We start from the raw sequence: 26,482 nt of genomic DNA, 5'->3' as shown, positions 1-26,482 counted from the left end.
TTATTAATAAAAATAATCAAATTGAATTCTATCATTTACGGATAATGAATAGGAACCATTGTTAGCAGGAATATAAGTTAATGCAGTTCCAGTCCAACTATATGCAGCGTTACTAATTCGAATACCATTTACATACATTTTTACTTTACTATTTACAGATGGTGTCTGAGACAAAATGAAATTTATCACTGATTCAGTTGCGGTAAATTCATCAGCTATCTCTTGTAATGGTATGGCTCCAGTTGAAATAGTACCATTAGCCATTAAATATTGAGACGCTGTACCACTTGGTATTTTATATCCAATAGCAGTAATTATGGCACTTGTATTTACATTAGTTACCGCAGTTTGAGAACCACTTCCATCGGAACCTAATTGAATTGTATTAGATGCCGTAACAATAGCATTCGCACCAATCGCAACTGAATTTGTAATTCCATCAGAAGCAACATCTGCACGATTACCAATTGCAGTATTTTGAGAACCGGAAATATTTTTTAACAAACTTGAACCTCCTATGGAAACATTATCGACACCAGATTTACTATTAGACAATGCTATATAACCAAGTGCAGTATTTCCATTTCCACTATCATTTAATGCTAAAGCTCCTCTACCTATTCCGGTATTTGCGTAACCGGCATTAGCTTCCAAAGCCCCTAATCCAACTGCTGTATTTGAATTCTCATTGAACTTACCTCTTCCAACCGTAACTCCATTAATAGTCGCATCTGATGTGAAATTTTTAGTTCCCGCAATAGTTTGATTCGTTGTTAAATTAACAAAATTTGTACTTGTATTTGTACTTACCGTTGTAATAGCATCAGTTACAAATTCAGTTGTAGCAATTTGTGTTGTGTTAGTTCCTGCTATAGCGGTCAGGGCCAAGGGTGTTCCTGTTAAATGTGGAGACTCTAAATTCGCTTTTGTTTCCAATGCCGTTTGCGTCGCTGCAGAAACGGGTTTGTCTGCATCACTTGTATTGTTCACATTTTCTAATCCAACCATTGCAGCTGTAACTCCAGAAACCGTTCCGGTGAATGTTGGGGATTCCACAGATGCTTTTAAATCTAATAAAGCATGGAACATGGAAATTGATGTTGTTAAATTAGTGGCTAAAGTCGTTTCTGCTGAAGTTGCTCTATTTGTTTCAGCAACCAAATTTACAGTAATCGTATTTTCAGCGGTTGTAGCTCTGTTTATTTCTGTGGTTAAAGCGGTCGAAGCTGTTACAGTCGTTCCGTCCACATATGTTTTTGTCGCTTTTTCTGTTGGGAATTTCACATCTGAATTTGATGTAAAACTTCCGTCTGTGCTTTTATTCGAGGCATCTTCTTTTGTAGCTTCGGCAGCAGTTGCTCTAGTTACTTCCGCAGTTAAATTCGTTGCTAAAGTAGTTTCAGCTAAAGTCGCTCTTTCGGTTTCTGACACCAAATTACTAGCGATTGTATTTTCCGCTAAAGTTGCTCTAGAAATCTCATTTGTTAAAGCTACAGAATTTGAAGATGAACTTGCGTCTACATACGTTTTTGTTGCTTTTTCAGTTGGGAACTTCACATCTGAATTCGAAGTAAAACTTCCGTCTGTACTTTTATTTGCTGTATCTTCTTTTGTAGCTTCAGCAACAGTAGCTCGGTTTACTTCAGTACTTAAATTCGTTGCTAAAGTAGTTTCTGCCAAAGTTGCACGGTTTACTTCCGAAGTAATTGCAGTTGCATTATTCGCTTCCGCTAAAGTCGCTCTTTCGGTTTCTGAAAGCAAATTCGCAGCGATTGTATTTTCAGCTAAAGTGGCTCTAGAAATCTCATTCGTTAAAGCCAAAGAATTGGATGAAGCACTTGCGTCGACATACGTTTTTGTCGCTTTTTCTGTTGGGAATTTCACATCTGAATTCGAATTAAAACTTCCGTCTGTACTTTTATTTACAGCATCTTCTTTCGTTGCTTCAGCAGTAGTAGCTCGGTTTACTTCAGTACTTAAATTCGTTACTAAAATAGTTTCTGCTAAAGTGGCGCGATTAGTTTCGGAAGTAATTGCAGTTGCATTTGTCGTTTCTGCTGAAGTTGCTCTTTCAGTTTCTGAAACCAAATTGCTAGTGATTGTATTTTCAGCTAAAGTGGCTCTAGAAATCTCATTCGTTAAAGCCAAAGAATTTGAAGATGAACTTGCGTCTACATACGTTTTTGTTGCTTTTTCAGTTGGGAACTTCACATCTGAATTTGATGTAAAACTTCCGTCTGTACTTTTATTTGCTGTATCTTCTTTTGTAGCTTCAGCAACAGTAGCCCGGTTTACTTCAGTACTTAAATTCGTTGCTAAAGTAGTTTCTGCCAAAGTTGCACGGTTTACTTCCGAAGTAATTGCAGTTGCATTATTCGCTTCCGCTAAAGTCGCTCTTTCGGTTTCTGAAAGCAAATTCGCAGCGATTGTATTTTCAGCTAAAGTGGCTCTAGAAATCTCATTCGTTAAAGCCAAAGAATTGGATGAAGCACTTGCGTCCACATAGGTTTTTGTCGCTTTTTCTGTTGGGAATTTCACATCTGAATTTGATGTAAAACTTCCGTCTGTGCTTTTATTCGAGGCATCTTCTTTTGTAGCTTCGGCAGCAGTTGCTCTAGTTACTTCCGCAGTTAAATTCGTTGCTAAAGTCGTTTCAGCTAAAGTCGCTCTTTCGGTTTCTGAAACCAAATTACTAGCGATTGTATTTTCCGCTAAAGTGGCTCTAGAAATCTCATTTGTTAAAGCCACAGAATTTGAAGATGCACTTGCATCAACGTAGGTTTTTGTTGCTTTTTCAGTTGGGAATTTCACATCTGAATTTGAAGTAAAACTTCCGTCTGTACTTTTATTTGCTGTATCTTCTTTTGTAGCTTCGGCAGCAGTTGCTCTAGTTACTTCCGCAGTTAAATTCGTTGCTAAAGTAGTTTCCGCTAAAATCGCACGATTTACTTCCGAAGTAATTGCAGTAGTATTTGTCGTTTCTGCTAAAGTCGCTCTTTCGGTTTCTGAAACCAAATTGCTAGCGATTGTATTTTCAGCTAAAGTCGCTCTAGAAATCTCATTCGTTAAAGCCACAGAATTTGAAGATGAACTTGCATCAACGTAGGTTTTTGTCGCTTTTTCTGTTGGGAATTTTAAATCTGAATTTGATGTAAAAGTTCCATCTGTACTTTTATTTACAGCATCTTCTTTCGTTGCTTCAGCAGTAGTGGCTCGGTTTACTTCAGTACTTAAATTCGTTGCTAAAGTAGTTTCTGCCAAAGTTGCACGGTTTACTTCCGAAGTAATTGCAGTTGCATTATTCGCTTCCGCTAAAGTCGCTCTTTCGGTTTCTGAAACCAAATTACTAGCGATTGCATTTTCCGCTAAAGTCGCTCTAGAAATCTCATTCGTTAAAGCCACAGAATTTGAAGATGAACTTGCATCAACGTAGGTTTTTGTCGCTTTTTCTGTTGGGAATTTCACATCTGAATTTGAAGTAAATGTTCCATCTGTACTTTTATTTACAGCATCTTCTTTAGTCGCTTCAACAGCAGTGGCTCGGTTTACTTCAGTACTTAAATTGGTTGCTAAAGTAGTTTCCGCTAAAATCGCACGATTTACTTCCGAAGTAATTGCAGTTGCATTTGTCGTTTCTGCTAAAGTCGCTCTTTCGGTTTCTGTAGCCAAATTACTGGCGATTGTATTTTCCGCTAAAGTGGCTCTAGAAATCTCATTCGTTAAAGCTAATGAATTCGATGAAGCACTTGCGTCTACATATGTTTTTGTCGCTTTTTCTGTTGGGAATTTCACATCTGAATTCGAAGCAAAACTTCCGTCCGTGCTTTTATTTGAGGAATCTTCTTTCGTTGCTTCAGCAGAAGTTGCTCTGTTTACTTCCGCATTTAAATTCGTAGCTAAAGTAGTTTCTGCCAAAGTTGCACGGTTTGCTTCCGAAGTAATTGCAGTTGCATTTGTCGATTCTGCTAAAGTCGCTCTTTCGGTTTCTGACACCAAATTAGTAGCAATTGTGTTTTCCGCCAAAGTCGCTCGAGAAATCTCATTCGTTAAAGCTAATGAATTCGATGAAGCACTTGCGTCTACATACGTTTTTGTTGCTTTTACAGTTGGGAATTTTAAATCTGAATTTGATGTAAAAGTTCCATCTGTACTTTTATTTACAGCATCTTCTTTCGTTGCTTCAGCAGTAGTGGCTCGGTTTACTTCAGTACTTAAATTCGTTGCTAAAGTAGTTTCTGCCAAAGTTGCACGGTTTACTTCCGAAGTAATTGCAGTTGCATTATTCGCTTCCGCTAAAGTCGCTCTTTCGGTTTCTGAAACCAAATTACTAGCGATTGTATTTTCCGCTAAAGTGGCTCTAGAAATCTCATTCGTTAAAGCCACAGAATTTGAAGAAGCTGATGCATCCACATAGGTTTTTGTTGCTTTTTCTGTTGGGAATTTCACATCTGAATTCGATGTAAATGTTCCATCTGTACTTTTATTTACAGCATCTTCTTTCGTTGCTTCAGCAGTAGTAGCTCGGTTTACTTCAGTACTTAAATTCGTTGCTAAAGTAGTTTCTGCTAAAGTCGCACGGTTTACTTCCGAAGCAATTGCAGTAGTATTTGTCGTTTCTGCCAAAGTCGCTCTTTCGGTTTCTGAAACCAAATTACTAGCGATTGCATTTTCCGCTAAAGTCGCTCTAGAAATCTCATTCGTTAAAGCCAAAGAATTTGAAGATGAACTTGCATCAACGTAGGTTTTTGTCGCTTTTTCTGTTGGGAATTTCACATCTGAATTCGAAGTAAAACTTCCGTCTGTACTTTTATTCACAGCATCTTCTTTCGTTGCTTCAGCAGTAGTGGCTCGATTTACTTCCGCACTTAAATTCGTTGCTAAAGTAGTTTCTGCTAAAGTCGCACGGTTTACTTCCGAAGCAATTGCAGTAGTATTTGTCGATTCTGCTAAAGTCGCTCTTTCGGTTTCTGAAACCAAATTACTAGCGATTGCATTTTCCGCCAAAGTCGCTCTAGAAATCTCATTCGTTAAAGCCAAAGAATTTGAAGATGAACTTGCATCAACGTAGGTTTTTGTCGCTTTTTCTGTTGGGAATTTCACATCTGAATTCGAAGTAAAACTTCCGTCTGTACTTTTATTCAAAGCATCTTCTTTCGTTGCTTCAGCAGTAGTGGCTCGATTTACTTCCGCAGTTAAATTCGTAGTTAAAGTAGTTTCTGCCAAAGTTGCACGGTTTGCTTCCGAAGTAATTGCAGTTGCATTTGTCGATTCTGCTAAAGTCGCTCTTTCGGTTTCTGACACCAAATTAGTAGCAATTGTGTTTTCCGCTAAAGTCGCTCTAGAAATCTCATTCGTTAAAGCCAAAGAATTTGAAGATGAACTTGCATCCACATAGGTTTTTGTCGCTTTTTCTGTTGGGAATTTCACATCTGAATTTGAAGTAAAACTTCCGTCTGTACTTTTATTTGCTATATCTTCTTTTGTAGCTTCAGCAACAGTTGCTCGGTTTACTTCAATACTTAAATTCGTTGCTAAAGTAGTTTCCGCTAAAGTGGCGCGATTTGCTTCCGAAGTAATTGCAGTAGTATTTGTCGTTTCTGCTAAAGTCGCTCTTTCGGTTTCTGAAACCAAATTCGTAGCGATTGTATTTTCAGCTAAAGTGGCTCTAGAAATCTCATTCGTTAAAGCCACAGAATTTGAAGATGAACTTGCATCAACGTAGGTTTTTGTCGCTTTTTCTGTTGGGAATTTCACATCTGAATTCGAACCAAAACTTCCGTCCGTGCTTTTATTTGAGGAATCTTCTTTCGTTGCTTCAGCAGAAGTTGCTCTGTTTACTTCCGCATTTAAATTCGTTGCTAAAGTAGTTTCCGCTAAAGTTGCACGGTTTGCTTCCGAAGCAATTGCAGTTGCATTTGTCGTTTCTGCTAAAGTCGCTCTTTCGGTTTCTGAAAGCAAATTGCTAGTGATTGTATTTTCAGCTAAAGTTGCTCTAGAAATCTCATTCGTTAAAGCCACAGAATTTGAAGATGAACTTGCATCCACATATGTTTTTGTCGCTTTTTCTGTTGGGAATTTCACATCTGAATTCGAAGTAAAACTTCCGTCTGTACTTTTATTCGAGACATCTTCTTTTGTAGCTTCGGCAGCAGTTGCTCTAGTTACTTCCGCAGTTAAATTCGTTGCTAAAGTAGTTTCCACTAAAGTCGCTCTTTCGGTTTCTGTAGCCAAATTACTAACGATTGTATTTTCCGCTAAAGTCGCTCTAGAAATCTCATTCGTTAAAGCTAATGAATTCGATGAAGCACTTGCGTCTACATATGTTTTTGTCGCTTTTTCTGTTGGGAATTTCACATCTGAATTTGAAGTAAATGTTCCATCTGTACTTTTATTTACAGCATCTTCTTTCGTTGCTTCAGCAGTAGTGGCTCGGTTTACTTCAGTACTTAAATTCGCAGCGATTGTATTTTCAGCTAAAGTTGCTCTGGAAATCTCATTCGTTAAACCTGATAAATTGAAGGAAACACTAGAGTCTACATATTTTTTAACAGATTTTACAGTTGGATATTTATTATCTGAATTCCCATCTAAAGTTACATTCGTACTTTTGTTAATTGTATCCTCTTTTAAATTCAAAGCTATTGCTGTAGCTGTACTAATTGGTTTATTGAAATCTGTAGTGTTATCTACATTTTCAAGTCTCAAATTAGTTTTAGCACCAACAATTGTAGTCGCATTTGTACCCCCATTTTCTAAAGCTACAACACCTGTGACATTCACAGCATTTAATGACGAATAAGCAAAAGGAACAGAACTAAAAGGTTGATTACTTATTTCTGTAAATGAAGAACAATCACCACTAAAACTTATCCCAACTACTAAATTCTTTTCTAATGAATCCCAAGAAATTTTTTCGAAAGAAGTTGAATATCCTGCGGTTTGTGTTCCAGATCCAATGATTAAATTCACCATCCCGTATGGATCAGTTTTCGTTCTAATAAACTCTTGATACTCGACATTTGAAAACTCATCAACAAATTTAAATAGCATGCAAATATTCTTACTCACTAAAGGTGAATTTACATTAGTTGCAGATGAAACTTTTCCTTCAGATGGATTTAGAATTAAAGCTTGATAAGTTATCCCCTTGGTTTGCGCAAAACTCTTAGCGCATAAAAAAAACATAAAAAATAAAATTATTTTTTTCATGGTTCAATATTTTTTAGTAAAATGAATTTCAATTAGTGTACATGATTATATTTCTTGGTATTGTAAATTATACGTTAATTTCTGCAAAAATAGTTGTACAACGTAAGTAACTTTATGCGCTTATTCCTTTTCTTAAATACGGGGTTGATACTATCAATTCCAATGAAATTAAATCATTGCTTTTTATTGAGAAATGATTAAAAACAAGAAAAAAACGAATTACATCTAGCCTGATTTGATGGATTTTTTAGATCTATATAATAAAATTAATAAAGAAAATACAGGTACCAGTACTTGAGGCTGCAAATGAAGTTTGAGAGATGTCAGTATTCAAATTATTTTCAAAATTCAGGTAAAACCTTTTAAAAAAAACTTGAGATGTTACGATTAGAGCAATAAAAAAAAGGTATTTTTTTATCATATTTTGATGATTTTAGTGAAATGCGTAAAACTTGAAGTGTTTAATCGAACTAAATATTCTGAGCTAGGTAAAAAAGGAAGTGTAATAGTTAATACTAAATCATCCGCTTTTTTTGTTTGTTCAAATACCAACCGACCGCCTAAATCAAATACAGTAATATGTATATCCTCTGTAATGACTTTTGAAAATTCAAAGTTCACTGTTTGAATAAATGGATTAGGAAACGTTATCGTTTTAATTGTTTCTACTGTATTTAAAGCAATGTATTTTCCCCAAAAGCTTTGTTGAAAACCTTGCATTACAACATAGTCCTTATTTGAAGTTCCATTGAGACTTTGCTGTCCGATTGTTTGAGATATTACCGTTCCATCTGACAAAATTTTAGACACACCTTGAGATGATAACATTTGATGGTGTAAAACTTGTCCATGAAAGGTGACTGTAAAAAATATAAGTAAGTACCTCATGAAATTAATTTTAAACAATATTAATTTAAAATAATGTATTTCATCGATAAAAAATGCATTTAAACAGAAATGTAGCTGATTAGTAATAACTTTTCAGTTTTTAGTAACTCTAAAAATATAAAGTAGAGATAAAAAACAGCGTAACTAATTGAAATTATTAAAATTACAGGAGAGAACTATTCTTTTTAAAAGAGAGCATCCTAATGTAACTTTGGTATATTTTCAATATATAGCAACTAAATTATTCAACTTTAAAAAAAAATTGTAATTTTAAATTTTAGAAAAAATTAACAAAAATGCTTTCAAATCTACTTTTCGTAATTACTGGATTAATAGGATTAATAACTACTTTTTTAATTTTTACAAATTATAAATCCAATAGAATAATGAACTTGTACATTATTCTATTTATACTGATCATATCATTACGTTTTTTCTTATCTGGATTGACCAATTTTATTTTCGATTCCAATTTTAGAGCTACTTATTTCAAATATTCTAATTTCTCCCTAGTAGTAATTCCAATTTGCTATCTGTACTTTAAAAATTTATCTGAAAATAACAGAAAACTAAATTCAAAAGAGATTTTACATTTCGTATTCCCCGTAGCGCTATTTCTATTTACTATAAATCGAGATTATTTTGATCTTGATTCAAAACATATAGAAATGATCACATATGGATTTTTTTTTATGTTTTCTATCACGTATGTTATTTTATGTTATCGGCTGTTAAGAAATACTATTTGGACTAGAAAAGGAGATATAAAAGTGATTCAGAAACAAAATAAATTAATAAATAACTGGACACTTTATTTATTTATTGGACTTATACTCACAATATCTAGACTATTTATATCAATTTCAATGGAAATATATTTTGATGAAAGTATTAGAGGACACAGCTATCAATGGATATCAGCATTGATTTGGTTAACTATTTTATTTAAAATATTACGTTCTCCAGAAATTCTTTACGGCTATAGTGTGCTTCACCAAAAGATCAATGAGAATAAAAAAAATACTTTAGTGATAAATGGTATTTGGAAAAAAAATTCTGATATTCAGCTGAACAACCACCAGCATATAGCTCTTAAAGAAAAAATAGATCCAAATATCATTGATTACATTAAGGAAATTGAATCCATTTCACTTAAATTTGAATTGTTTAGAAATGCTAATTTGACTATGTCAGACTTAGCAAACAACCTAAAAATCCCCAAAAGTCACCTTTCTTATTTATTTAAATATCACTCAACCATTTCATTTACTGAGTATAAAAAAGTAATTCGCATTCATGATGCGATCAATCAAATTGAACAAAATTATTTAAAGAATAACACGTTAGATTCGCTATCAAAAAAGGTTGGATTTACCTCTTACAACCCTTTCTTTACGAGTTTTAAAGAAATTGCTGGTGTATCTCCATTAGAATATTATAAAATAAATAAAGCTGATTTTGAGGAATAAAAAAAAGGTTCAACTCTAGTTGAACCTTTTTTAATATCTAAATTATACTAATCTTATTTCTTGTAATATTTCTTGAATTTTGGATAAGAAACGGCTCCAAACAATGTAATTGCTCCAAGAGAATACCAAATCCAGCTCAATGAATGTGCTTCACCACTTGCATAAGAATGCAATCCTACCAAGTGAAAATTTACTCCATAATACGTAAACAAAATAGATATAAAAGCAAACATGCTCATTAAATTGAAAATCCATTTTCCTCTTAAAGAAGGAACAAATCGAGCATGAATGACAAATGCATATACCATAATACTAATTAAGGCCCAAGTTTCTTTTGGATCCCATCCCCAATAACGCCCCCAACTTTCATTAGCCCATTGTCCGCCGAGGAAGTTTCCAATTGTTAACATTATCAAACCTATCGTTAATGCTAACTCGTTGATATAGGTGATTTCCTGAATATTCAAGTCCATTTTGACTTTGTTTTTTTCATTTGTAAATGAAATCAACAACAATGAAACTGCTCCTAAAATAAATCCTAATGCAAACGGGCCATAACTAGCCACAATTACTGCAACGTGAATCATCAACCAATACGAATTTAAAACTGGTTGCAAATTTGCAATTTCTGGATCAATCCAGTTAAGATTCGCAGCCCAAAGAATCATAGCAGTTACAAAAGCTGATGAAGCCACAGTAAGCTTCGATTTTCTGTCGAAAGCCAAACCAAAAAACATAGTAGCCCATGCAATATAAATAATAGATTCATACGCATTACTCCAAGGTGCGTGACCTGAAATATACCAACGCGCAATTAAGCCCACTGTATGCATTACAAATAATAATCCTATTATAATATGCATTGTATTTACTGCTATAGCTAATAATTTGCGCTCTTTAAAGATTTGCATAATCGTAAAAAACAACATCAAAATCGCCGCAAAAGCATACCAATAAAAAAGCTTATTGAAAACATCATATTTATTATACAATACTTCTGATGTAATTCTTTCTTCACTTGGTCTTACTTTGCTACCAAAACGTTTTTGGAAACCATTGATACTTTCCAATAATTCATCCGATGCTTTATAATCGTTAGATGTTGAAGCGTTTGCCAAAGAACCGAAATACAAAGGCAGAACGTTTTTAGTATACGTTGCTTCCATTCCTTTAAAACCTGCTTCGTTAAGTTCTAAATAAGAAACCCACTTATTATTTTTATCTTCTGGAATTGGAAAAATTTTAAGAATACGACCACTTAATGCAGATTCCATTAAATTTACTCTTTTATCGGTTTCTATAAAATCCTTTTCAAATTGGTTTGGATTTGCAGCTTTGAAGGCTTCTTCTAAATATTTAGAAAGCTTATAATTTCCTTTTGCATCGAAGAAAGCCACAAACGGTGCTGATTTAGCTTTCTTGTCGACTCCAATAATCTTTCTAATACTGTCGTTACCTCTACGTAAATGGATAATTGGAATCTCTATCCAATAACTGGCATATTGTGTCATGGACAAAAATACCTGATCAGAATTCATTCCGTTATAAGAATCATCTTGACTTACTTTACGCAACAATTCTGATGAAAATGTATTAATAGGTTTCATTCTACCGCCACCGTCTTGAATAACAAGTCTGCCAAATTTTGCCGCATGTTCCGCAGGCACTTTATATTTAGTTATCAAATCATTCAGTTCATCTTGACTGAATATTTTTTTGCTATGATTAGCATGTGTTGCCGGCGCTGCTTCTGCTTCCGTATGTGCATGTCCTTCATGATCTGCGTGATTGTGTTCTTGCTCTTGCGCAAAACTGTTGAAACTGAACATCAACACTAATATAGTCAACAATTTAGCTTTCTTCGTTTTAACTACTTCCAGTTTGCGTTTAATATCAGCAAAACGAGAATACTTCGTAAACATTATCGCCATCATTGCAAAATACAACATAAAATAACCAATGTAAGTTAAAGCAGTTCCCCAAAAATCGTGATTTACAGATAGAATTGTTCCTTTTTCATCTGGATCAAATCCTGATTGAAAAAAGCGATATCCATCATAATCTAAAACATTATTCATATAAATTCTGGCATCAAATGGTTTAGTATCTTCAACGGTTACTTTACTTTCAAATGAAGAATAACTTTTCTCCGTTCCTGGATATTTTTGAGCGATAAAATCATTCAATTTTATCTTGAAAGGCAACACATACGCTTTACTTCCGTAGAAAAAAGAGTAATCGATATTCCCAATTTTTACAGTTTTGGCCTCTCCTACTTTACCTTTGGAACCTAATACGGTTACGATTTTTTCTTGACCGTCAGCAATAACTTTTACCGTTACCGCATCCTCATGACTTTTCGCCTTAAAATCATTATCCGATTCATAATCCACAATTCCTTTCACTGCAGAATCTGGAAATACAAATCGCATTTCGCCAATACTATATAACGAACGCATCATTAAGGGTTGCACATTATCTTTAGTCACTTTGCCCTGAAGTTTATCTGCCATTCGCATAAAGTTTCCTTCAAAAGGCGTTTGAATGGTGTAAGCACTTCCAGTAGTATTTATATTTATAGCACCGTCAGTATATTTATTTAAAGAAAATAAAACGTTATGGATGTTTTGTACTTCACCCTCTTTCAAGAAATGCTCGTGACGCCCGCCATCGCCCGCTTCTACAATTTTTAAAAATACCGTTCCCTTTGGATCAGGTTTAATGTATTCTTTAGCTCCCATTATGAAGTTTTCATATTTTACTTCAAACGGTGTATCAGCAAACTTTTCGGAAATACTAAAACTATTATTAGTCGCTGGGGAAAGCAATACTTTCTTTTCAAAAACCCTACGTTTCATTTCACCTTTATATTCGCCATCAACAAAAACAGTCAAAAAGGTTTTATCTGAAAAAATTTGGTTTTCAGCTGCGCCTTCGCGAATGGGCATCATTCCTTCATAACTAATGTAACGCGTAACAAAAGCACCCGCAATAATTAATATAAAAGACAAATGGAGTAATAAAGTAGCCCATTTTTCCTTTTTTAATAGCTGGTAACGCTTAATATTCCCAATAAAATTGATTAAGAAAAAGACGTGAATGGCTTCAAACCACCATGCATTGTAAATTAAAATTTTTGCGGTATCGGTGTTGTATTTACTTTCGATAAAAGTTCCGGTTGCCATGGCTACTGCGTAAGCAATAAATAAAAAAGCCATTAATCGAGTTGAAAACAAAAAAGAAAATATTTTTTTATCCATTTTTATGGGATTATGTTTTGTAAAAGTGCCACAAAAGTACTTAAAAATGTTGACTTCTATATTCTGACATTTGTTAATTAAATCCAAAATAAAGCTTCTTCAATACACGGTAAAAAGTCTCTTTTTAAAGGCATCATGAATTTTTTAAAAGGATAATTTTCGAATAAAACTCTTAATATTTTTTTGCTAATTTTGTCACATGATAAAAGTAGTACTTATCGGTTCTGGAAATGTAGCACAACATTTGATTGCAGCATTTCAAAACGCTCCAAATTCAGGGACTGAAATCGAGTTAATTCAAGTGTATTCCAGACAAACAGCTAGTGTTTCTCACCTAATCAATTTGGAACAGATCACAAATAATCTAGACGCTTTGGCGGAGGCGGACTTGTATATTATCGCGATTTCTGATGATGCAATAGAAGCAATTTCGTCGCTACTTCCGTTTAAAAACCGCCTGGTCGTGCATACTTCAGGAAGTGTTCCTTTGAATGTTTTGAATGAAGACAATCGTAAAGGCGTTTTTTATCCTTTACAAACCTTTACCAAAAATAAACCTGTAGATTTCAAAATCATTCCCATTTGTTTGGAAAGTGAAAATGCTACCGATTATCAATTACTGGATAAAGTGGCCAAATCAATTTCTGAAAAAGTTTTCGCCATTAATTCAGAACAACGAAAAGCTTTGCACGTGGCAGCCGTATTTGTCAATAATTTCACAAATCATTTGTACCAAATAGGTCAAGAAATTTGCCAGGAAAACCAAGTTCCTTTCGAAATATTGAAACCTTTAATTGCTGAAACAGCCAATAAAATAATGGTACTTTCTCCGGAAGAGGCGCAAACTGGTCCTGCAAAACGAAATGATACGGCAACTATTGAAGCTCATGAAGCTTTTTTAGCTAACGAAAATCACCATGAAATTTATAAAACACTAACACAATCAATACAAGAGAATGGCAAAAAGTTATAAAGAATTAATGAACGACATCACTACTTTTATTTTTGATGTCGATGGCGTACTTACAGACAGTTCTGTTTTTGTAACCAATGAAGGAGAAATTCTGAGAACGATGAACATCAGGGATGGTTATGCAATGAAAGCTGCTGTTGAAAGTGGTTATAATGTATGCATTATTTCAGGGGGAAGTAATGAAGGCGTGCGAGTGAGACTGCAAAATCTTGGTATTTCTGATATTTATTTGGGAACACCTGATAAAGTAGAAACCTTCAATGAATATACGGATGTTTATAAAATAAATCCAGAGCACGTTTTGTATATGGGTGACGATATTCCTGATTATCATGTGATGAAATTAGTGGGATTACCAACTTGCCCTCAAGATGCAAGCCCGGAAATCAAAGGCATCTCAAGATATATTTCGCATAAAAATGGAGGAAAAGGTGCTGCAAGAGATGTCATTGAACAAGTGATGAAAGCGCAAGGAAAATGGATGGTGCATTTTGATGGGAAACACGATTAGATTAACGATTTTTGATTTCAGATTTTTGATTTCAGATTTTGATAAAACCCATAACCCATAACTTTTAAATGAAATTCCTAAAACTCATCCGCTACCAAAACCTGCTGATGCTTGCTTTTATGCAGCTTATTTTTAGGTACGGATTTTTTAAAATTCAAAATGTTTCACTGGCATTAGCAGATTGGCAATATGGGTTACTGATTTTATCAACCGTTTTGATTGCTGCCGGTGGCTATGTGATAAATAATATCTTTGATCAAGACACAGATCAGATCAATAAGCCCAATTCAGTAATTGTAGGCAAAAACATTTCGGAAACGCAAGCCTATAATTTTTACATTGGACTTACTGTAACAGGCGTGGCAATTGGTTTCTATTTGTCAAATGTTATAGCAAAACCAGGTTTTGCCTCTCTTTTTATTCTGATTGCTAGTGCACTTTATTTGTATGCCAGCAGTTTGAAACAAATGATGCTCATTGGTAATATTATAGTTGCCTTATTGCTTTCTTTTAGTGTGGTTATTATTGGAGTTTTTGATTTATATCCTGCAACAGGAATAGACAATCAGCAAGAAATGAGAATCTTTTTTTCAATCCTATTGGATTATGCAATTTTTGCTTTTATGATTAATCTGCTTCGAGAAATAGTTAAAGACATTGAGGATACAGACGGTGATTACAATCAAGGAATGAACACCTTACCTATTGCAATAGGAAAATCCAGAACTGGAAAAATAGTTTTTGGATTGAGTTTCATTCCACTTTTATTTATTGTATTTTACATCAATAAATACTTGTTCAATTTACTATTCGTGACATTATATATGTTGCTTTTTGTTGTAGGTCCATTACTTTTTTTTACTGTAAAAATGTGGTCGGCTACAACCAAAAAAGAATTCCATTTTTTAAGTATACTTTTAAAATGGATTTTGCTTTTTGGAATTTTATCTGTTGTTATTATTAGTTTAAATTTAAAATACAATGCTTAGAAATCAATTAAAAAAATACACTTTAATTCTGGCATCGGGTTCACCGAGACGTCAGCAATTCTTCAAGGATTTAGACTTGGATTTTGAAATTCGATTGAAAGAAATTGAAGAGATTTATCCTGCCGAATTGAAAGCGCACAAAATCACTAATTATTTGGCTGAATTGAAAGCCAGTGCTTTTGAAGGAGAATTAAAACCGAATGAAATTCTGATCACTAGTGATACCATTGTCTGGCACAACAATAAAGCTTTGGGTAAACCAAAAAGCGAACAAGATGCATTTGAAATCTTGAAATCCTTGTCGAATGCTACTCATGAAGTCATCACTTCGGTTTGCTTTAAAACCAATGAAAAAGTAGATGTATTGTATGAAATAACAAAAGTCACTTTCAATGAATTAAGCGATGAATCGATTCGTTATTATTTAGAGAATTACAAGCCCTATGATAAAGCCGGTTCATACGGAATTCAGGAGTGGATTGGTTTTATTGGCGTTTCAAAAATTGAAGGTTCCTATGCAAATGTGATGGGAATGCCAACGGATAAAGTATATGAATATTTAAAAAAACTAGCTTAAATACGGTATGGAAATGTCAATACTACACGAATATTCACGGGAACTAATTGCTAGTGGAATTCTAGGAACTTTGCTTATTTTTTTAAGAATTGTTGCTACAAAACTGGTGCGGCGGTATGCAAAGACAAACCAAACTTTAGAGCGCAGAACGAATTTAGTGATTAAATACATGCATTTGTTCATTAATATTTTAGTGATAATAGCTCTAATAATTATATGGGGAGTGCAAACTAAAGACATCATTATTGCACTTTCTTCTTTTACAACCGTTGTAGGTGTAGCTTTGTTTGCGCAATGGTCCATTCTAAGCAATATTACAGCGGGTATCATTTTGTTCTTTTCGTTTCCATTTAAAATTGGTGATGTTATAAAAATACATGATAAAGATTTTCCTTTTATGGCTGAAATTGAGGACATTGGTGCTTTTCATGTTTTCTTAAAAACAAGTGATGGAGAAACAATCATCTATCCCAACAATCTTCTTTTACAGAAAGGAATCTCGATATTAGAAAAACAATTCAATGACAAAGAATATGTAGATTAATTCATAACTTTATGAATGCTAATTTATTTTTTATTAGTAAGTACTTAATTAAGAAGTGATAATTATGCAACAATTGCTAAAAAATATGTAATACTTTACTTTTTATAATTACGCATATTTGCGAGTAGAATAATTACTTTTTATAAAGAAATACCCAAAAAGAAATGAATGACATTCTTAAATTGCCCTTTTACGCTAAACTAGCACTCACTTTGCTAGGATTGATATCCATTTTCTTTATTTTTTATATTGGTCAAGATATCTTAGTACCGGTGATGATCTCATTTTTATTTGCCATATTGTTATATCCTGTTGTCCAGTTTTTTAAAGTTAGAATTCGTTTACCGCATGTCCTAGCGGTTATGATTTCCGTAATTTTATTTGTGCTGATTTTTATTGGATTATTCGTTTTTTTATCTTTTCAAATTAGCGATTTCGCAGCCGATTTTGATAAAATTGAAAGAAACATTTCGATTCATATTAGAAACATTCAGGGTTTTATCAGAGATAATTTTCATTTAAGCTCTAGAGAACAAAAAGAGTACATCGATTCCGCCACAAAAGATTCGATGGAAAAAGGAAAAGAAATACTAGGTACAACGCTGCTGTCTCTTACGGATATTGTAGTTAATTTAACTTTAATTCCTATATATACTTTTTTAATTCTTTTATACCGAACTCATTTTTTACTGTTCTTAGCTAAATTAGTAAACAAAGAAAAGCATGAACAACTAAAAGATATATTAACGAATATAAGAGTAGCAATCAATAGTTATATTGTTGGCTTAATAATCCAAATGATTTTAATTGCAACTATGACTACGCTTGGGTTTATGTTAATTGGTGTAAAATACGCTATTCTATTAGGAATAATAACTGGGATTCTCAATTTAATCCCATACATTGGAATCCTTCTTGCTGGTTTATTAAGTATTATTGCATCGTTGACGGGTTCTCCTGATTTATCGATCATAGTGGGTGTTATAGCAGTTACGATTGTAGTACAAATCATTGATAATAATATTGTTGTACCAATGATTGTAAGTTCAAAAGTTGAAATAAATGCGTTTATATCCATTGTTGGAATCATTATTGGTGGAGCAATTGCAGGAGTTTCCGGTATGTTTTTAGCACTTCCGATACTGGCCGTTTTAAAAGTAATTTTTGACAGAATTGAATCTTTAGAGCCCTGGGGTTATTTGATGGGGGATCATCTACCTAAGACTTATACTTGGAGAAAAATTAAATTACCTCTTTTTGATTCAGAAGTACCACCTGAAAAAAACACAATAAAGACGGATCTTCCTTTACCCGTGTTTACAGAAACAACAACTGAAAATACGAGTAATCGAAAGGATGGATAATTTAAAAAAATCAAATCTATTTTTTTAAAATTCTAATGTAGTTGATAAAAAAATTTATTAAGATTGCTTTTTAATTTTACAGTTGATATCCAGACAATGTATAAAAAAATAAATCTAATTTTTCTACTTGTACTATTTAGTTGTTTTCAGACTTCTATCGCTCAGGAAAAAACGGCAAAGAAAGATTCATCTGACGTATATACAAATATTAAAAATTATTCCAAGAAGAACAAGTTTACACGTTTGATGCATAAAATAGTTTTTAGAACGCCAGTTATAAAAAACGAAATAACAAAAGAAGTCCAAAAAGAATACAGCACTTTTGAAGGCAAAATAATAAGGAATATTACCATTCTAACACTCGACCCTTTTGGTTACTCTGAAACCGACACTTTAAAAAAACCTAAAAATTGGGCGGAAAAGAATGGAAATAAAATCCATATCAAAACCAACCGACTTGCAATATTAAATTTATTACTGATCAAAAGAAACAAACCTTTTGATTCGCTACTTGTTAAAGAATCAGAACGTTTGATCCGTACACAACGCTTTATAAACCGAGTGGATATTGCTCCCAAATTAATCCCGAGCAGCCCTGATTCCGTTGATATTGCTATTCGTGTTTTAGATTCATGGAGTTTGATTCCTACAGGCTCCCTTTCAAGTTCCCGAGTCAGTTTTGGTCTGAACGACCGTAATTTTTTAGGATCAGGTCATCAATTTGAAAACAAAATAAGAAATAGATTCAGTGATGGCAAAAGCGCTTATTCAGTTGCTTATAGTATTCCAAACATAAAAAATACCTTTATAAACACTAGAGCCAGTTATCAAATTGATTTAGAAGAATATTATGGTAAAAGTATAGCAATTGATCGCCCTTTTTATTCCCCGCTGACAAAATGGGCAGGTGGAATTTATATAGATCAGCAATTTAGAAAAGACACCGTCCCCGACTCTAATTTAATTTTTGCCTATCAGAATTTTAAATATAATACACACGATTTTTGGCTTGGACGAGCTTTTAGAATTTTTAAGGGTAATACCGAAAGTGAAAGAACGACAAATCTAGTTACAACAGGCCGATTCTTACATCTTAAATACCAAGAAAGTCCTGTTTTTGAATATGATCCCGATGATTTTTATTCCAATGAAAAACTCGCTTTGGTTGGTATTGGTATTTCTTCCCGTAAATTTATTAGAGACCGCTTTATATTCAGAAACGGAATTATTGAGGATGTACCCATTGGCAGAATTTACGGTATAACAACCGGTTATCAATATAAAAACAATGCCGGTCGGTACTATTTGGGTGGTCGTGCTGCTTTTGGAAATTTCTATAAATGGGGGTTTCTAAGCGCTAATTTTGAAATAGGAACTTTTTTTGAAAAAGCAACAACAAAACAAACAGCATTTTCTTTTCAGGCCAATTATTTTACTAATCTGCTAAGCATTGGAAGATGGAAATTGCGTCAGTTCGTAAAACCCCAATTAGTCATTGGTGCAAACCGCATGAATGCAATTGGAGACCAACTTTCAATCAACGAGAGTTATGGACTTAATGGATTTACGATCGCACAATATGGTACCGAAAAAGCACTACTGACTCTGCAAACTCAAGCTTATGCACCCTGGGATTTATGGGGTTTTCGATTGAATCCCTATCTAAATTATTCAGTTGCAATACTTGGAAATGCTAAGAATGGAATAGCGGAAAGCAAAGCGTATTCAAAAATTGGAATTGGTTTAATTATTAATAATGATTTTTTAGTATTCAGCGCCTTTCAAATTTCACTTTCCTATTATCCTTCCATTCCTGGAAATGGAGAAAACATTTTCAAAACAAATTCATTTGAGACAACTGATTTTGGTTTTCAAGATTTTGAACTGGCAAAGCCTCGGACTGTAATTTATAGATGACCACCGCACACATCCACTTAACACTTTAAATCATATAGAAATACATAAATCATTAACTTACAAAACAATAAATACAATAATCAGAACACAAAAGCGTAAATTATATAATTTAATACTATAATTGTATAAGATTTTATATCATACTATTGTTTACTTTTATACTCATAGAAATTCATAACTAAAACCAAAAGAAATGAAAAAAGTTACCTTTTATTTAATGATGATGGTATTGTCATTAAGTGTTGTTCCTACTCAAATGTTAGCAGCTGAAAAAAATCCAACAGCAATTACGAACACTCCAAAAGAAGTGCCTGCAGAAGTTAAGGTATTGCTGAATCGTCTTGACGAAATAAAAGAAATGGACAAGTCTTCTTTGAATTCATCAGAGAAAAAAGAATTGCGTAAAGAAGTTCGTGCTATCAAAACGGAATTAAGATCTACAGGAAATGGAGTTTATTTATCTGTAGGTGCTATCATTATTGTTATCCTATTGTTGATTCTTTTACTATAATCAAATCAAAAATAAGAATAAAAAAAGGAAACGATTATTCGTTTCCTTTTTTTATTACTATAACCCGTTGGGTGCAATTATTCAAAGCGTCTGTCCGAGTGTTTTTTTGTGAAGTAAAACGGAACAAAACGTCTCGATACACTACGCAACTCGAAGTGTCGTGAATCGAGAAGCGTTTTTAATGAAATTTTTCTTGTTCTCGAAACATTTTTCTTCCCGCAGCTTCGGGAGAAAAATACTGGAACTGACGAAAAATTGCCATCAAAAATAAATTACACCCAACGGGTTACTATAATTACTTGGATCCCCTATTTTTTACTATTGGCATAGTTGTTGGCTATATTAAAAATTTAAGATAAGAAATACAAAATGACTATTAAATAAACATTAGAAAACATGAAAACATTAAAATTAATCGCAGTCGCTATAGTTTTTTTAGTAAGCACTAATACTATACAAGCGCAAGTTGCAGTAAATGTAAATATTGGTAGTCCACCAGCATGGGGTCCAGCAGGATATTCAAATGTTGATTATTATTATTTACCAGACGTTCAAGCGTATTATGATATTAGAGCTACTCAATTTATTTATTTCGGCGGAGGAAAATGGATTCGCTCTAGAAACCTTCCCAATCAATACAGAAACTATAACTTATACAATGGGTATAAAGTAGTGTTGAATGATTACCGTGGTACAAGACCCTATAGTAATTTTAAAAATCATAAAGTAAAATATTACAAAGGATATAAAGGAAAACCTCAAAAATCAATTGGATCTAGGTCTAATAATAGTAGTAGAGTAAACAAAAGTACTGGTAATAAAAGTACTGGTAATGGAGGTAAAGGGGGTAAAGGCAAAAGTGGCCATGGAAATGGAAAACATTAATATTGACCCTATTAATTTTATAAGAGAGATTCTGTTTAGAAACTCTCTTTTTTTTGAGAACAATAACTCTTAATTAAATGTTAATTTTTTTGATATGGCATAGTTGTTGAAAAATATAAAAAAGATATATTAAAACACAGTCCCATAAATTTATATTAGAATTAAATTAAAAAAAGATGAAAACATTAAAACTAATCGCCATAGGAATTATCCTCTTTGCATCAAGTTCAATTTATGCACAAGTTTCAGTAAATGTAAATATTGGTAGAGCACCTTCGTGGGGTCCAGTAGGATATGCCCAAGCAGAATACTATTATCTTCCAGATATCGAAGCCTATTATGATGTAAGAGCAACACAATTTATTTATTTTGGTAGCGGAAGATGGATTCGCTCGAGATACCTTCCTGGACAATATAGAAACTATGATTTGTATGGTGGTTACAAAGTTGTACTTAATGATTATCGTGGTTCAAGACCTTACAATAACTTTAGAAATCATAAAGTCAAATATTATAAAGGATATCATGGTAGAGAACAAAGAAATATAGGTTACAATAATAATCGTCGTGTATATGTGAGTCCAAGACAAAATGATAACCGCAGATATTATAACAAACACAGAGATAACGACCGCAGAGACAATAGAAATTACAGTCATAACAGAGGAAAAGGTGGTAAAGGTCACGGAGGTGATCGCGGACGCGGACATGGTAAAGATTAAAACTAATACACAACAGATAAGTAAAAAATATAAGAGAGAAAACTACCACTAGTTTTCTCTCTTTTATTTTTTAATCATGACATTTCTATAGAAATAGTCTATCCCATGTTTCTATAGTCAAAACAGGAAACTTGTTTACATGTCTCAGGTTAAATAAAATCAGAATAGTAGAAAGAAAACTAAAAACATTTCAGAAAAAAATATTTAATTCCTACATTTGAAGCTATTGCAAATTAAATTTAAAAAAATGCAAAAAAAACACCTTTTAGCTATCACAGCATTTCTTTTATGTTGCCAAGTAATACTTGCACAACAACCCCAAAAACCAAATGCTATTGAAATTTACAATCAAATACAAAAACTTAATTTTTTAGGCTCAGTACTTTATATAGCAGCACATCCAGACGATGAAAACACCCGATTAATTTCTTATTTATCCAATGAACAAAAAGCAAGAACCGGATATTTATCATTGACACGCGGTGATGGTGGACAGAACTTGATAGGTACACAATTACGAGAATTATTAGGAGTCATTAGAACCCAAGAACTTATTGAAGCTCGAAAAATTGATGGTGGAGAACAGTTTTTTTCCCGCGCCAATGATTTTGGTTTTTCTAAAAATCCAACAGAGACTTTAGAAATTTGGGATAAAGAGAAAGTATTGGCTGACGTTATTTGGGCCATCCGGAAATTTCAACCTGATGTAATTGTTAATCGATTTGATCATCGATCTCCAGGAACTACACACGGACATCACACTTCATCCGCAATGTTGAGTGTCGAAAGTTTCAAACTAGCTAATGATCCAACCGTTTTTCCAGAACAATTACAATTTGTGAAACCTTGGCAAACCAAACGCCAGTTTTTTAACACCTCTTGGTGGTTTTATGGAACTATCGAAAAATTTAATGCTGCCGATAAAACGAATTTAATTGCACTTGAAACGGGAGTTTATTATGCTGGATTAGGAAAATCAAACCAAGAAATAGCCGCTTTAAGTCGCAGTCGCCATCAATCACAAGGCTTTGGAAGCACTGGTGCACGTGGTGAAGAAACGGAATATTTAGAGTTTATAAATGGAGACGCTTTAAAAGATAAAAAATCACTTTTTGAAGGAATTGATACTTCTTGGAACCGTGTCAAAGGAGGAAAAGCCATTGGAGATTTATTGACTGCTACTGCCGCTGCTTTCGACCACAATAATCCTTCAGCAAGTATTCCAAATTTGGCGAAAGCCTATGCAATGATGAAAGCTTTGGATGAAAATCATTGGGCTCCACTGAAATCTGAAGCTATAAAAGAAATTATAGCGGCCTGTTCTGGTTTGTATCTTGAAGCCGTTGCCCAAAATCAGGAAGCGACTCCCGGAAGCACTATTAAATTGAAACTAGAAGCCATTAATAGAAGTACCAATTCCATTCAATTAACCAGTGTATCCACTTTACCAGAACGCATAATCACATCACAAAATCGCGAATTAAAAAATAATATTTTAAATACTATAAACGTAGATTTAAAATTACCGGAATCCATTAACTACACACAACCGTATTGGTTAAGAGAAAATGGAACTGTTGGAATGTATGCCGTCAACGAACAACAAAACATAGGAATCCCTGATATTATTAGGGAAGTTAAAGTGGTATTTAACGTTCAAATCAACGGAATCGAAATCCCATTTGAGCGAACAGTCGTTTATAAATACAATGACGACGTAAAAGGGGAAGTCTATAACTATCTAGATATTGTTCCCGAAGTGACTACATCAATTATTGACAAAGTATTGCTTTTTAAAGATGCAAAAATTAAATATGTTGGTGTAAAAATTAAAGCGGGAAAAGACAACGTAAAAGGTGATTTGAAACTTGAACTTCCTGCAAATTGGAAAGCATCTCCAAAATCAATTCCTTTTAACATCCAAAAAAAGGGAACGGAACAAATTGTTTATTTTGAGGTAACTGCGCCAAATAAAGCTGAAGAAGCGGTTGCCCAAAGTGTGGCGATAATTGATAACAAGCGATTTGACAAAGAGCAAATCATCATTAATTATGATCACATTACCAAACAGCAAGTTTTAAAATCAGCAGAAGCTAAACTCATCAAAACAGATTTAAAAACAAATCAGGAGAGAATTGCTTATATTATGGGTGCCGGAGATGAAGTTCCAAGTAGCTTGACTCAATTGGGATACCGTGTAACACTGCTGAAACCAGAAGAAATAACACCTGAAAAATTAGAGAATTTTGATGTAGTGATGACCGGTGTTCGTGCCTATAATACCGTTGCAGCATTAGCCAATAAGCAAACAATTCTTTTTGATTTTGTAAAAGGCGGAAAAACAATGCTCGTACAATACAATACTGCGGGCGATCTGGTAACCGAAAATATCGCACCATATCCATTAAAACTATCTCGCGACCGCGTTACCGAAGAAGATGCCGAAGTGCGATTTTTAGCACCAAACCATCCCGTTTTGAATTTCCCAAACAAAATTACTACAAAAGATTTTCAAGGTTGGAAACAAGAGCAAGGATTGTATTATCCTAGTCAATATGACAAAGCCTTTACTCCTATTCTATCTTCAAATGATAAGGGAGAAACTCCTAAAAACGGTGCTTTATTAATTGCTCCATACGGAAAAGGACACTATATTTATACGGGACTTAGTTTTTTTAGAGAGTTGCCAGAAGGGGTTACGGGGGCATATAAATTAATTTCAAATATCATCTCTTTACAAGCATCAGAAAGTATTCCTGCTCAAAAAATCAAGCCTTAAACCACATAAAATGGAAACAAAAAAAATAAAAACCTGGAAGAAGAATTATACGTGGGTGCTTGTAGCTAACGCTATATACATCTTAATCTTTTGTCTCATCATGAAATTATACGCTTAAATTATGCAATTATTTGATTGGATTATACTTATAGTTACTTTACTGTTCATTGTAATTTATGGCGCTTGGAAAACCAAAGGAAGCAAAAATGTAGAAGACTTTATTCTGGGAAGCAATGAAACTCCTTGGCATGTTGTGGGACTTTCTGTAATGGCCACACAAGCCAGTGCCATTACGTTTCTTTCCACTCCCGGACAGGCTTATCACGACGGAATGGGTTTTGTACAATTCTATTTTGGGCTGCCTATTGCGATGGTGGTAATTTGCGTCACTTTTATTCCCTTATACCATAAATACAAAGTTTACACCGCTTATGAATACCTCGAAAAAAGGTTTGATTTAAAAACGCGTTCCCTTGCAGCCATTCTTTTCTTGTTCCAAAGAGGTTTAGGAACTGGATTGACTATTTATGCGCCAGCGATTATTTTGTCGGCAATATTGGGTTGGAATCTTACTTACATGAATATTATTATTGGGGTTTTGGTAATTATCTATACGTTTTCAGGTGGAACCAAAGCGGTAAACGTTACTCAAAAACAGCAAATGTTTGTCATCATGTCGGGAATGTTTATCACGTTTTTTCTGATATTGCATTATTTACCAAACGATATGACTTTCACCAGTGCGTTACATATTGCTGGTGCAAATGATAAAATGAATATCGTCAACTTTTCTTTTGACCCAGAAGAAAAATATACGTTTTGGAGTGGAATAACAGGTGGTTTCTTCTTGGCTTTAGCTTATTTTGGAACCGATCAATCTCAGGTAGGACGTTATTTATCGGGAAGATCTGTTAGAGAAAGTCAAATGGGATTAATTATGAACGGACTTTTAAAAGTTCCTATGCAGTTCTTCATTTTATTGACTGGGGTTATGGTTTTTGTTTTTTTTCAATTCAATCCTGTTCCTTTAAATTTTAATCCAAACAACAAAGCCATGATTGAAAAATCATCTTTCAAAGGCGAATACAATGCTTTGGAGAATAAATTAAACGATTTATCCGAAGATAAAAAAGTAATTAACCTTTTGTATATTGATCAGCTCAATCAGGATTATGACAATCCAATTCTTCGAAAAGAATTAGTGGCTTTGTCCAATAAAGAAAAAGATTTGAGAGATCGCGCCAAAGAAATAATCCTTAAAGCGGATAGTAACAGTGAAACGAACGACAAAGATTATGTGTTTTTTCATTTTATCCTAAATTATTTACCCAAAGGACTTATTGGTTTATTGTTAGCAGTAATTATTTCAGCAGCCATGTCCTCTACGGCTTCAGGGTTAAATGCACTAGCCTCTACCACAGCAATTGATATTTACAAACGCAATGTAAAAGGAGAAAAATCAGAACGTCATTATCTGTATGCAACTAAATTTTTCACTTTATTATGGGGAATTATTGCAATCCTTTTTGCTTGTATAGGAACGCTGTTTGAAAATTTAATTCAGTTGGTAAACATCATTGGATCCATTTTTTATGGAACCGTATTGGGCATATTTTTGGTTGGTTTTTACATCCATAAAGTCCAATCTAAAGCTATATTTTACAGTGCCGTAATTAGTCAGCTTACTATTTTCATGATCTTCTATTATGCCATTTATATTTTCCCAAGCGGAGAAGAAAAACTGGGTTATTTGTGGCTTAATTTCATTGGAGCGATGTTAACGATAGTAATTTCATTGTTGTTGCAATGGACGATTTTTAGGAAACAAAAAGTAGTTGTAGCCTAAGGTAAAATCGTTTATTTTTAAAATAAATAAATGAAATT

16 protein-coding genes are annotated in these 26,482 nt (G+C 33.7%); 13 read left to right on the top strand and 3 right to left on the bottom strand.

The window, feature by feature from the left end; all coding sequences use genetic code 11:
• Positions 1–3: 3 nt before the first annotated feature.
• Positions 4–7,209, bottom strand: coding sequence for a beta strand repeat-containing protein (locus E0F91_RS02775; RefSeq protein ID WP_132064825.1), 7,206 nt, complete (start codon positions 7,207–7,209; stop codon positions 4–6).
• A gap of 417 nt (positions 7,210–7,626) precedes the next feature.
• Positions 7,627–8,097 (bottom strand): T9SS type A sorting domain-containing protein, encoded by a 471-nt coding sequence (locus E0F91_RS02770; RefSeq protein WP_132064824.1) that lies wholly within the window; start codon positions 8,095–8,097, stop codon positions 7,627–7,629.
• A gap of 668 nt (positions 8,098–8,765) precedes the next feature.
• Here E0F91_RS02770 and E0F91_RS02765 point away from each other — a divergent pair.
• Positions 8,766–9,566, top strand: coding sequence for a helix-turn-helix domain-containing protein (locus E0F91_RS02765; protein ID WP_165930078.1), 801 nt, complete (start codon positions 8,766–8,768; stop codon positions 9,564–9,566).
• Between the two features lie 53 nt (positions 9,567–9,619).
• On the opposite strand, the gene E0F91_RS02760 is transcribed toward E0F91_RS02765, so the two are convergent.
• Positions 9,620–12,826: a cytochrome c biogenesis protein CcsA gene (locus tag E0F91_RS02760; RefSeq protein ID WP_132064822.1), complete on the bottom strand. Its 3,207-nt coding sequence runs from the start codon at positions 12,824–12,826 to the stop codon at positions 9,620–9,622.
• A 199-nt stretch (positions 12,827–13,025) separates the two neighbouring features.
• Between E0F91_RS02760 and E0F91_RS02755 the strand changes: the two genes are divergently transcribed.
• The 12 genes from E0F91_RS02755 to E0F91_RS02700 all read left to right on the top strand — a co-directional run bounded on the left by E0F91_RS02755 (position 13,026) and on the right by E0F91_RS02700 (position 26,444).
• Positions 13,026–13,799 carry a Rossmann-like and DUF2520 domain-containing protein gene (locus E0F91_RS02755; protein WP_132064821.1) on the top strand — a complete coding sequence of 258 codons (774 nt, stop codon included), beginning with the start codon at positions 13,026–13,028 and terminating at the stop codon, positions 13,797–13,799.
• Positions 13,783–14,310 (top strand): KdsC family phosphatase, encoded by a 528-nt coding sequence (locus tag E0F91_RS02750; protein WP_132064820.1) that lies wholly within the window; start codon positions 13,783–13,785, stop codon positions 14,308–14,310. Before E0F91_RS02755 ends, E0F91_RS02750 begins: the two co-directional genes overlap by 17 nt.
• 68 nt (positions 14,311–14,378) lie before the next feature.
• Positions 14,379–15,299: a geranylgeranylglycerol-phosphate geranylgeranyltransferase gene (locus E0F91_RS02745; protein WP_132064819.1), complete on the top strand. Its 921-nt coding sequence runs from the start codon at positions 14,379–14,381 to the stop codon at positions 15,297–15,299.
• A complete protein-coding gene (locus E0F91_RS02740; protein ID WP_132064818.1) occupies positions 15,292–15,876 on the top strand; it encodes a Maf-like protein in 585 nt (194 codons plus the stop codon). Before E0F91_RS02745 ends, E0F91_RS02740 begins: the two co-directional genes overlap by 8 nt.
• Positions 15,877–15,889: 13 nt before the next feature.
• Positions 15,890–16,420 (top strand): mechanosensitive ion channel domain-containing protein, encoded by a 531-nt coding sequence (locus E0F91_RS02735; RefSeq protein WP_132064817.1) that lies wholly within the window; start codon positions 15,890–15,892, stop codon positions 16,418–16,420.
• A 164-nt stretch (positions 16,421–16,584) separates the two neighbouring features.
• Positions 16,585–17,784: an AI-2E family transporter gene (locus E0F91_RS02730; protein ID WP_132064816.1), complete on the top strand. Its 1,200-nt coding sequence runs from the start codon at positions 16,585–16,587 to the stop codon at positions 17,782–17,784.
• A gap of 96 nt (positions 17,785–17,880) precedes the next feature.
• Positions 17,881–19,701 carry a BamA/TamA family outer membrane protein gene (locus E0F91_RS02725; RefSeq protein ID WP_132064815.1) on the top strand — a complete coding sequence of 607 codons (1,821 nt, stop codon included), beginning with the start codon at positions 17,881–17,883 and terminating at the stop codon, positions 19,699–19,701.
• A 193-nt stretch (positions 19,702–19,894) separates the two neighbouring features.
• Positions 19,895–20,212, top strand: a complete 318-nt coding sequence (locus E0F91_RS02720; RefSeq protein ID WP_132064814.1) for a hypothetical protein — start codon at positions 19,895–19,897, stop codon at positions 20,210–20,212.
• A gap of 396 nt (positions 20,213–20,608) precedes the next feature.
• Positions 20,609–21,097 carry a hypothetical protein gene (locus E0F91_RS02715; protein WP_132064813.1) on the top strand — a complete coding sequence of 163 codons (489 nt, stop codon included), beginning with the start codon at positions 20,609–20,611 and terminating at the stop codon, positions 21,095–21,097.
• 176 nt (positions 21,098–21,273) lie between these two features.
• The gene (locus tag E0F91_RS02710; protein ID WP_132064812.1) at positions 21,274–21,819 is read left to right on the top strand and encodes a hypothetical protein; all 546 of its coding nucleotides are present in this window, start codon (positions 21,274–21,276) and stop codon (positions 21,817–21,819) included.
• Between the two features lie 247 nt (positions 21,820–22,066).
• Positions 22,067–24,598: a PIG-L family deacetylase gene (locus E0F91_RS02705; protein WP_132064811.1), complete on the top strand. Its 2,532-nt coding sequence runs from the start codon at positions 22,067–22,069 to the stop codon at positions 24,596–24,598.
• 121 nt (positions 24,599–24,719) lie between these two features.
• A complete protein-coding gene (locus tag E0F91_RS02700; protein WP_132064810.1) occupies positions 24,720–26,444 on the top strand; it encodes a sodium:solute symporter family protein in 1,725 nt (574 codons plus the stop codon).
• The last annotated feature ends 38 nt before the right edge of the window (positions 26,445–26,482 follow it).

It is taken from the genome of Flavobacterium sandaracinum, assembly GCF_004349135.1.
Lineage (GTDB): Bacteria > Bacteroidota > Bacteroidia > Flavobacteriales > Flavobacteriaceae > Flavobacterium > Flavobacterium sandaracinum.
Note: the sequence above shows the minus strand (reverse complement) of the source record. Positions and strands in the feature narration are given on the sequence as shown.

Excerpts from the sequence above, each read along its gene's own strand:
- E0F91_RS02775 (WP_132064825.1), bottom strand. The coding sequence starts at position 7,209 with ATGAAAAAAATAATTTTATTTTTTATGTTTTTTTTATGCGCTAAGAGT.
- E0F91_RS02770 (WP_132064824.1), bottom strand. The coding sequence starts at position 8,097 with ATGAGGTACTTACTTATATTTTTTACAGTCACCTTTCATGGACAAGTT.
- E0F91_RS02765 (WP_165930078.1), top strand. The coding sequence starts at position 8,766 with ATGATCACATATGGATTTTTTTTTATGTTTTCTATCACGTATGTTATT.
- E0F91_RS02760 (WP_132064822.1), bottom strand. The coding sequence starts at position 12,826 with ATGGATAAAAAAATATTTTCTTTTTTGTTTTCAACTCGATTAATGGCT.
- E0F91_RS02755 (WP_132064821.1), top strand. The coding sequence starts at position 13,026 with ATGATAAAAGTAGTACTTATCGGTTCTGGAAATGTAGCACAACATTTG.
- E0F91_RS02750 (WP_132064820.1), top strand. The coding sequence starts at position 13,783 with ATGGCAAAAAGTTATAAAGAATTAATGAACGACATCACTACTTTTATT.
- E0F91_RS02745 (WP_132064819.1), top strand. The coding sequence starts at position 14,379 with ATGAAATTCCTAAAACTCATCCGCTACCAAAACCTGCTGATGCTTGCT.
- E0F91_RS02740 (WP_132064818.1), top strand. The coding sequence starts at position 15,292 with ATGCTTAGAAATCAATTAAAAAAATACACTTTAATTCTGGCATCGGGT.
- E0F91_RS02735 (WP_132064817.1), top strand. The coding sequence starts at position 15,890 with ATGTCAATACTACACGAATATTCACGGGAACTAATTGCTAGTGGAATT.
- E0F91_RS02730 (WP_132064816.1), top strand. The coding sequence starts at position 16,585 with ATGAATGACATTCTTAAATTGCCCTTTTACGCTAAACTAGCACTCACT.
- E0F91_RS02725 (WP_132064815.1), top strand. The coding sequence starts at position 17,881 with ATGTATAAAAAAATAAATCTAATTTTTCTACTTGTACTATTTAGTTGT.
- E0F91_RS02720 (WP_132064814.1), top strand. The coding sequence starts at position 19,895 with ATGAAAAAAGTTACCTTTTATTTAATGATGATGGTATTGTCATTAAGT.
- E0F91_RS02715 (WP_132064813.1), top strand. The coding sequence starts at position 20,609 with ATGAAAACATTAAAATTAATCGCAGTCGCTATAGTTTTTTTAGTAAGC.
- E0F91_RS02710 (WP_132064812.1), top strand. The coding sequence starts at position 21,274 with ATGAAAACATTAAAACTAATCGCCATAGGAATTATCCTCTTTGCATCA.
- E0F91_RS02705 (WP_132064811.1), top strand. The coding sequence starts at position 22,067 with ATGCAAAAAAAACACCTTTTAGCTATCACAGCATTTCTTTTATGTTGC.
- E0F91_RS02700 (WP_132064810.1), top strand. The coding sequence starts at position 24,720 with ATGCAATTATTTGATTGGATTATACTTATAGTTACTTTACTGTTCATT.